The sequence below is a fragment of the Actinomadura logoneensis genome, assembly GCF_003428695.1.
GTDB classification, from domain to species: Bacteria; Actinomycetota; Actinomycetes; order Streptosporangiales; family Streptosporangiaceae; genus Spirillospora; species Spirillospora logoneensis.
In genome coordinates, this window is the sequence record NZ_QURH01000898.1 from 1 (window position 1) to 6725 (window position 6725).

Below are 6725 nucleotides of genomic sequence, written 5' to 3' on the forward strand. Positions count from 1 at the left end.
AGGGCCCGGGCCGCCGGGACGACCGCGCCCGCCTGGTGCGCGCCCGCGATCGACTGGCCGACCGCCTCGCGCGCCGCCGCGGGCAGCGCCGCGAGCCTGTCGTGCAGGTCCGACCGGTAGATCGAGGAGATCACCGAGCCGAGCACGGCCACGCCGAGCGCGACCGCGACCTGGCGGGCGGTGTTGTTGAGCGCCGAGCCCGCGCCCGCCTTCTCGCGCGGCAGCGCCGACATGACGGCCTCGGTCGCGGGCGGCATGACGTTCGCCATGCCCGCGCCCTGCACGAAGAAGATGACGCCGAGGACCCACAGCGGAGTGTCCACGTCCAGGAACTGGTAGCCGACGAGGGCGCCGGTCACCGCGAGCAGGCCGACGGTGCAGACGGCCTTGGCGCCGAACCGGCGCACCATGGACGCGCTGCGCGGCGAGAACACCAGCTGCGCGACGGCGAACGGCATGACCATCGCGCCGGACTCCAGCGGGCTCAGCCCGCGCACGGACTGCATGTAGAAGTTGGAGAAGAAGAAGACGCCGCCGGCGGCGAAGAAGCACAGCGCGATGGCCGCGACCGACGCCGACAGCCGCGGGTCGCGGAACAGCCGGACGTCGAACGCCGGGTGCTCGGTGCGCGCCTCGTGCCAGACGAACGCGGCCAGCACCAGCACGCCGAGGGCGATCGGCAGCAGCACGTCGGCCGCGCCCCACGCGCCCTTGTCGCCGCCGCGGATGATGCCGTAGGACAGCGCGACCAGGCCGATGATCGACAGCAGCACGCCGACCGGGTCGAGGCCGCCGCGCTCGGGGTTGCGGGACTCGGGCACCAGGAACACGATCGCCGCGGCGCCCGCCACGATGACCGGGACGTTGATCAGGAAGACCGAGCCCCACCAGAAGTGGGCCAGCAGCAGGCCGCCGGTGATCGGGCCGATCGCGACGCCGAGGCCGACCGCGCCCGCCCACAGCGCGATGGCGCGCGGACGCTCCTTCGGCTCGAACACGTTGGTGATGATGGACAGCGTCTGCGGCATGACCGCGGCGCCGCCGAGGCCCATCAGCGCGCGGGCCCAGATCAGCTGGGTCGGCGACTGGGCGTAGGCCGAGGCGAGCGAGGCGACGGCGAAGATCGCCATGCCGGCGAGCAGCACCCGCTTGCGGCCGAGCCGGTCGCCGAGCACCCCGAAGGTGAACAGCAGGCCGGCGAACACCAGCGTGTAGGAGTTGATCGACCACTCCAGCTGGCTCTGGGTGGCGCCGAGCCCGTCGTGCGGGTCGGCGATGGTCTTGAGGGCGACGTTCAGGATGGTGTTGTCCAGGACCACGACGAGCAGGCTGACCGTCAGCACGCCGAGGACGTACCAGCGTCGCCGCTGGATGGTCTGGGGATCCACAGGGCTCCTTGGAAACGGTTCGGGGGTGGTGCGGGAGGCGGGAAGAAAATTGCGCTACGGAGGCGTTGCGCAATGAGCGTACGCCGACGACTTCAGATACGCAACCGTAGCGTTTCGAAACTCTGGCGCCGGGGCCTCCCCGGCGCGGGGGGGTCCGGTCGGGGCGGGGAATCGCCGGGGGTTCCGTGGCGGTTGTTCTGGTGGAATCATCGGTTCCGTCCGGGTACGCCACCGTGGCGCCTCGAGACTGGAGGTACACCGTGTCTTCTGACGTGTCCGCTTCCCCGTCCCCCGCCCAGCAGGGATCCGCGCAGCAGCGGGGATCCGCCCAGCCGACCGCCCTGTACGGCGGCCAGGGAACCCGCCGGGTGACCGTACGGGACCTCGCCGCCGCCAAGGCGCGGCACGAGAAGTGGCCCATGCTCACCGCCTACGACGCCCTCAGCGCGCGCGTCTTCGACGAGGCGGGGATCCCCGTCCTGCTCGTCGGCGACTCCGCCGCGATGGTCGTCTACGGCTACGAGTCCACCCTCCCGGTGACCGTGGACGACCTCGTCCCGCTCGCCGCCGCCGTCGTCCGCGGCGCCCGGCGCGCCATGGTCGTCGCCGACCTCCCGTTCGGGTCGTACCAGGCGAGCGTCCCCGAGGCGCTCGCGACCGCGGCCCGGTTCATGAAGGAGGCCGGGGTCCAGGCGGTGAAGGTCGAGGGCGGACGCCGGATCCTGCCGCAGGTGGAGGCCATGGTCGCGGCCGGCGTCCCGGTCATGGGGCACCTCGGCCTCACCCCGCAGTCGGTGAACGCGTTCGGCGGCTACCGGGTGCAGGGCCGGGGCGAGGACGGCGAGCAGCTGCTCGCCGACGCCAAGGCGCTGGAGGCCGCGGGCGCGTTCTCCGTCGTGCTGGAGTGCGTCCCGGACGAGCTGGCCCGCCGGGTCACCGCCGCGCTGTCCATCCCGACGATCGGGATCGGCGCGGGCGAGGGCACCGACGCGCAGGTCCTGGTCTGGCAGGACATGGCCGGGCTCACCCCGCACACCGCGAAGTTCGTCAAGAAGTACGCCGACATGTTCACGCTGCTCGGCGACGCGGCCCGCGAGTTCGCCGACGAGGTCGTGTCCGGCGCCTTCCCGACGCCGGACTACAGCTACAAGTAGGTCGGCTCCCGCTCGGAGCCCGGTCCGCCGCCCTTGGGTGGCGGACGGCGGTCAGGCCCTGTCGGGTCCCGTGTCGGTGCGGGACGCGGCGGGGCCCTGGCCGTTCCCCGACGTCCGTGCTTCGTCCGGCGTCCGGCCGGCGGGCACGGCGGACTCGCCGCTCTCGGGCGGGCGTGGCGCGGGGACGGCCGGGTGCCGCTCATCCGGCGGTTCGGCCGGAACGTCGCTCGCGGTCGTCTCCGGGTCCTCCTCGCGGATCTCCTTGTGCAGGCTCCGGACGGCGGCGTCCAGGACGTCCGGACCGGCGACGTTCATCAGCAGCAGCCCGAGGTTCAGCGTCTTCTGGCCGTCCGACATGTCGGAGCCCGCGAGCGCGTCCACGGCGGTGCGCAGGTCGGCCTGGTCCTCGGCGGAGACGTTCTGCAGCAGGCCCAGGCAGTAGGCGGGCAGCGCGAGCCGGGCGCGCGGGAACGACACGCCCTCCATGATGCGGCCGACGTCCTGCGCGCGGCTGCGCGCCTGCACCCGGTCCACGCCCCGGTCGGCGGCGGCGAGCAGCGAGGTCAGCAGGGTGGACGGGCCGACCGCGACGTCCTCGTCGCCGACCCGCACGGTGAACACCGCGCTCCGGAAGATCATCATCGAGCCGAGGCTGGCCGCCAGGACCTGCGCCGCGCCGAGCATGTGCGGCGACTTCACCCCGAACTCCCAGTGGAAGGTGCGCAGGAGCAGCAGCGAGCCCGCGCCCGCCGCGCCGTTGATCAGCACGTAGGCCCAGGTGCTCGGCACCCGGACCAGCGTGATCGGACGGTCCCGGTAGCGGCTGACCAGTTCGGCGACGCCGACCAGGCAGGCGAGCATGACCGTGACCAGGTACCCCGTCACCGGCCCGCCCCGGTCACCGGTCGCCGGACGGCGCCAGCCGCACGATCTCGTCGACCTCGCGCTCCACCGTCACCAGGCCGCGGGCGCACAGGTCCTCCACGGCGTCGGCGATCTCCAGCAGGCCGAGACCCGTGCCGCGCTGCAACTGCTCCAGCGACTGCGGACGCCCGGCGTCGGTGAGCCGCGCCAGGACGCGCCGGGACGCCTCGGAGAGCCCGGCGTCGTCGAGGTCGCCGTCGCCGCGACCGCCGACGGGGCCGCCCGCGGGCGGCGCGGAGCGGGCCAACGTGCCGCCGTGACCGGTCTGCGCGGGGGGTCCCTGCGGACGCAGGAACGCGCTCCACGGATCGGCCGACCGGTTCTGCCTCATCTTCACCTGCCCTCTAGTACGGCGATCATAGGACGCCGTCCGGCCGCGGCGGAACCGCCGCGACAACTCCCAGGATGCCCGCGCCGCACCGGTTCGCGCACCGGGTTCTCGCGGTGTCCGCGCGGTCGTCCGCGCGTCGCTCCGCCTCCCGGTCGCGGCGTCCGCCGGATCGCGTCGGCCATTCCCCTCACGTCCCCCCACGTCAGCACTTGGACGCCGGGGACCCGGCCACCGCTCCGCCGATTTCCTTGATTTTTTCCGATTTGGGCGATGTCCGTTTCCCCCGGACCCGGACGTCCTCCAGCACCGAGCGGGCAGCGGCCGAAGCCCGCAGAGCGCCACTTGGGGAGACGGAGTCAGAGGGCGCGGCCCTCGTAGTCCCCGGCGTGCGGGTCGGGTTCGGTGGAGCGGGCGACGATCAGCCGGTCCCCGGCGCGCAGGGTCCCGCAGGCGGGGGCGTCGTAGGGCAGGGTCCGGTCGTCCCGGACGACCGCGACCACCGGCTGGGCGACCGCGCCGGCCGGGCCGCCGACCTCCTCGGGGCGGACCTCCCGCTCGACCAGGTCCAGGCCGCTGCCGCGCTGGAGCAGGTCCTCCATGACGGCGCTGAGGTGCGGGTGCAGCGCCGCGACGCCGAGCAGCCGCCCGGCGGTCTCGGACGACACGACCACGTGGTCGGCGCCGCTCTGCCGCAGCAGCGGGATGTTCTCGGCCTCCCGCACGGTCGCCTGGATGCCCGCGTCCGGGTTGAGCTGGCGCGTGGTGAGGGTGATCAGCACGGCGGTGTCGTCGCGCTCGACGGCGACCACGATCTCGCGGGCCCGCTCGACCGCCGCCTGGCGCAGCACCGTCCGGCGGGTGGCGTCGCCGACGACGCCGACGACCCCAGCCGCGGTGGCCTCGGCGACCGCCGCCGGATCCGGGTCCACCACGACGATCTCGTGCGGCGAGATGTCGTTGCGCAGCAGCGTCCGGACGGCGCTGCGGCCCTTGGTGCCGAACCCGGCCACCACGAAGTGGTCACGCACCCTGGCCCTCCAGCGCGCTCGCCGCCAGTCCTCGCGGGTGCGTTCGGCGAGCACCTCCAGCGTCGTCCCGACCAGGACGATGAGGAACAGCACCCGGACCGGCGTGATGATGACGGTGTTGACCAGCCGCGCCCCGGAGCTCACCGGGACGATGTCGCCGTAGCCGGTCGTGGAGACGGTCACGGTGGCGTAGTAGAGGCAGTCGAGCAGCGACATGCGGGCGCGGGCGCCGTCGCGGTAGCCGTCCCGGCCGAGGTAGACCAGGACGACCACGAGCAGCAGCAGCCCGACGGCGAGCCCGACGCGGCGGAGCACCGCGCGCATCGGCCCGCGCCGGCGCGACGGCAGCATGACCCGGGCCGGCCGGACCGCCCTCCCCCGCGTCTCCACGGAACGCTACCGTAGCAGCACGAACGGTCACGTTCCGTGAGCGGGGCGAGAGCGCCGGGAGGGGTCAGACGTCGGTGACGCGCAGGCCCGCGTGGGCCTTGTAGCGGCGGTTGATGGAGATCAGGTTGGCGGTGAACGCCTCGACCTGGTGGGCGTTGCGGAGGCGCCCGCCGTACACGCCGCGCATCCCGGGGATGCGTCCGGCGAGGGCCTGGACGATGTCGGTGGCCTCCCGGTCGTCGCCGAGCACCAGGACGTCCAGCTCGGTCTCGTCCACCTCGGGGTCGAGCAGCAGGACGGCCGAGACGTGGTGGAACGCGGCGACGACCCGCGCGCCCTCGGTGTTCTGCAGCACGGCGGCGGCCTGCTGGGCGGCGCTGCCCTCCTCCACCGGGAGCGCGAAGGCGCCCTTCTTGTCGAAGCCGAGGGGGTTCACGCAGTCCACCACGATCTTGCCCGCGAGGTCGTCGCGCAGGGACTCCAGCAGGGCCTTGTGCCCGTCGTAGGGGACGGCGACGATCACCACGTCCGCCCCGGCGGCGGCCTCGGCGTTCGCCGCGCCCCGGACGCCCAGGTCCGCGCCGAGGTCGGCGGCGGCCTGCTCGGCCCGCTCGGCGCTGCGGGAGCCGATGGTGACCTTGTGCCCGGCGAGGGCGAACCGGCGGGCCAGGCCCTTGCCCTGGTCCCCGGTGCCGCCGAGGATCCCTATGCTCAGGCCGGACACGTCGGGCAGGTCGTGCGGGCTCTTCTTCGGCTGATCAGTCATGGCGTCGAGTCTGCCAAACCCCCAGGACCGGGCCGCGCGCGGCCCGTCGCCCCGGAAACCGCACGTCCCGGGCCGGGTCTGGGCCACGATGGGGTCCATGGACGCCGAGCACGTCATGATGCTGCGCGAGGTGCTGGCCGCGACCGGCTGGCTGGAGCGCACCGGGGAGTTCGGCCGGGCGCTGCGGGTCAGCGCGCGCACGCCCGGCGGGCTGCTGCTGGTCGGGACGCCGGCCGGCGAGCCCTGGCACCTGGCCGCCCACCTGGACGACGAGAGCAGCCTGAACGCGCTGCCGGGCCTGTCCCCCACGCTCGTCCGGTGGTCGCCGCCGCCGGACGCGCCCGCGCACCTGGCGGTCGGGCTCGACCGGATCGAGGCCGCCGGACGCGGCGAGACGCTCCTGGTCGTCGCGGAGGACGAGGCGCCCGTCCCGCTGCTGGAGCGGGTGGACGACGCGCGGCGGGTCGGCGCGACGATCCTCGCCCTGGACGGCGGCGACCGGGAGCTCCAGGGCCTCGCGCACGAGGCCCTGACCGTCCCGGCCGCCGATCCGCTGGTGACCTTCGACGGCGCCCAGCACCTGGTCAGCGCCGCCGCCGGACAGGAGCCCGCCCGGCCGCGGCGCGGCCTGCGCGACCGGCTCGCCCGCCTCCTGGACGCCGTCACCGGCCCGGTCATCGACGGCTGAGCCGGGCACGGCGCCGCACCCGCCCTCGGCCGCCACGCCCGCCCCTCGGTCGGGGC

The 6725-nt window shown here is 74.4% G+C and carries 7 protein-coding genes; 2 read left to right on the top strand and 5 right to left on the bottom strand.

Annotated features, from left to right (window positions below; genetic code table 11):
• Nucleotides 1–1388: MFS transporter (locus tag DZF91_RS30265; RefSeq protein WP_199486991.1), on the bottom strand; the 1388-nt coding region annotated here is incomplete at its 3' end.
• Between the two features lie 341 nt (nucleotides 1389–1729).
• Between DZF91_RS30265 and panB the strand changes: the two genes are divergently transcribed.
• Nucleotides 1730–2542, top strand: a complete 813-nt coding sequence (gene panB / locus DZF91_RS30270) for a 3-methyl-2-oxobutanoate hydroxymethyltransferase (RefSeq protein WP_235834664.1) — start codon at nucleotides 1730–1732, stop codon at nucleotides 2540–2542.
• 51 nt (nucleotides 2543–2593) lie between these two features.
• On the opposite strand, the gene DZF91_RS30275 is transcribed toward panB, so the two are convergent.
• The 4 genes from DZF91_RS30275 to npdG all read right to left on the bottom strand — a co-directional run bounded on the left by DZF91_RS30275 (nucleotide 2594) and on the right by npdG (nucleotide 5981).
• A complete protein-coding gene (locus DZF91_RS30275) occupies nucleotides 2594–3427 on the bottom strand; it encodes a hypothetical protein (RefSeq protein WP_235834662.1) in 834 nt (277 codons plus the stop codon).
• Between the two features lie 13 nt (nucleotides 3428–3440).
• Nucleotides 3441–3797, bottom strand: a complete 357-nt coding sequence (locus tag DZF91_RS30280; RefSeq protein ID WP_147341457.1) for a hypothetical protein — start codon at nucleotides 3795–3797, stop codon at nucleotides 3441–3443.
• A 356-nt stretch (nucleotides 3798–4153) separates the two neighbouring features.
• Nucleotides 4154–5215: a potassium channel family protein gene (locus DZF91_RS30285; RefSeq protein ID WP_235834663.1), complete on the bottom strand. Its 1062-nt coding sequence runs from the start codon at nucleotides 5213–5215 to the stop codon at nucleotides 4154–4156.
• A 64-nt stretch (nucleotides 5216–5279) separates the two neighbouring features.
• Nucleotides 5280–5981, bottom strand: a complete 702-nt coding sequence (gene npdG, locus DZF91_RS30290; RefSeq protein WP_117360507.1) for an NADPH-dependent F420 reductase — start codon at nucleotides 5979–5981, stop codon at nucleotides 5280–5282.
• Between the two features lie 97 nt (nucleotides 5982–6078).
• Between npdG and DZF91_RS30295 the strand changes: the two genes are divergently transcribed.
• Nucleotides 6079–6669 (top strand): hypothetical protein, encoded by a 591-nt coding sequence (locus DZF91_RS30295; RefSeq protein WP_199486992.1) that lies wholly within the window; start codon nucleotides 6079–6081, stop codon nucleotides 6667–6669.
• Nucleotides 6670–6725: the final 56 nt, after the last annotated feature.

Bases quoted from the DNA above. Each gene is read 5' to 3' on its own strand.
- DZF91_RS30280 (WP_147341457.1), bottom strand. From the start codon at position 3,797: ATGAGGCAGAACCGGTCGGCCGATCCGTGGAGCGCGTTCCTGCGTCCG.
- npdG (WP_117360507.1), bottom strand. From the start codon at position 5,981: ATGACTGATCAGCCGAAGAAGAGCCCGCACGACCTGCCCGACGTGTCC.
- DZF91_RS30295 (WP_199486992.1), top strand. From the start codon at position 6,079: ATGGACGCCGAGCACGTCATGATGCTGCGCGAGGTGCTGGCCGCGACC.